The organism is Acinetobacter sp. AS5 (genome assembly GCF_048957595.1).
In the GTDB taxonomy this organism is placed as follows: domain Bacteria; phylum Pseudomonadota; class Gammaproteobacteria; order Pseudomonadales; family Moraxellaceae; genus Acinetobacter.
In genome coordinates, this window is sequence record NZ_JARDAL010000130.1 from 1 (window position 1) to 1,395 (window position 1,395).

Annotated in this window: 1 protein-coding gene; it reads right to left on the reverse strand. The window is 40.8% G+C overall.

Annotated features, from left to right (window positions below):
* Window positions 1-13 precede the first annotated feature (13 nt).
* Window positions 14-1,318 carry an IS4 family transposase gene (locus PV763_RS17555; RefSeq protein WP_005104965.1) on the reverse strand — a complete coding sequence of 435 codons (1,305 nt, stop codon included), beginning with the start codon at window positions 1,316-1,318 and terminating at the stop codon, window positions 14-16.
* Window positions 1,319-1,395: the final 77 nt, after the last annotated feature.

A 1,395-nucleotide genomic window follows, 5' to 3' on the forward strand; every position in this document is an offset into this window, starting at 1 on the left:
TAATGCCAGTCAGTTAAGAAATTGACTGGCATTTTCTTGGGTATTTCTGCGGTTTTCCTTTCACAACTCGTGGGCAACTTCTAACCCTTCTCTCAGGCAAAACATACCTCCTCGATTTCTCCAGTAAACTTTCTAGATGTTTAGGTAAATTCCCTGCGGAGTCTAAAGAATCAAATCTTAATATATTCAGGATGCTGATAGAGGCAATATGAAAGCTGATTCTCAAAGGACTGACTTTTGCACGTTGAGCCATATGTTTCATTTGTCTTCTTAGAATATTATAGGCAATGAAGACCCCCCATAATTCTTGATAAATTAAATCAGGTTGCTTGCTCCTCAAATGCTTACCTTCCTGTAAATCACTTTTGATTTCTCGGTAACACATTTCTATTTCCCAGCGCTGGGCATAAAGCTTCGCCAAGCCTATCAGTGGATATGCCTTTGAATCCATTAATGAAGTGATATAACGTCTAATTTTCCCTGCCTGCTCAACTTCAATCAAACGCGCTTCCCAATATTCTCCTAATGATGGATTTAGCTTCCTGGCTCTAGCTGAAAGAGGCATTTTGATTTGAAAGTCATGCGGGGAATTACGTTTAATGATCTCATAGCGTAAATTATCTTTTGCTCTCATTAACCAATGACTGGCTTCTACTCGTGTTTGCCAGTCAATCAAGAAATCAGCAGAGAAATAGGCTCGATCAAACAAGGTAATACTATGCGATGGAGGACATAATCGATTTGCCAGTGTAAGTTCACCCTGATCCATGCTACCTATTTGGGCATCAATGATTTCATGGGTGCTGGTATTTACCAGGCAGGTTGCTCTCACTTGTGGATAAGGGGCTGCAGCGGTTTTACCCTTAGATGAGCCAAAGTGTTCAAAATTCTCGTCTGTATAAGGCATAGACCAAACCACCCCGTCAACAGCACATACACTAAGGCCATGAAAGTTTGAGTATTGCTGTTGGGATTCTTCAAACCAGGCTTGGCTGAGTAGAGAAAACAAGGTATTCAAGGGCTCTCGTCCTAAACGTTGTCGTGCTTGCACTGCTGCACTGGGGACACAATATTCTGTTGTACCAAACACAAGTTTTAGTTGCTCTACGACATACCCGATCGGTTGATCTCGAAATAGGGCAAGCCCAATTACCAGCCATACCACATGTTCGGCAGGTAATTTTCTTCTCCTGATAGAAGCCTTACCTGTTTGATGTAGGCTTTCTTTAATCCAGTTTAAATCAATGAGTTCACTGAAATGGCTGAGTGAAGGCAAAGAATGTTGAAGGGTGCAATCTAAATTTTCAGATAAAGTCATAAAAAAAATGAGCGTATTGGCATACACTCATTTTTACTACATTTTTCTAATGTCTGCTTAACTGACTGGCATTACTC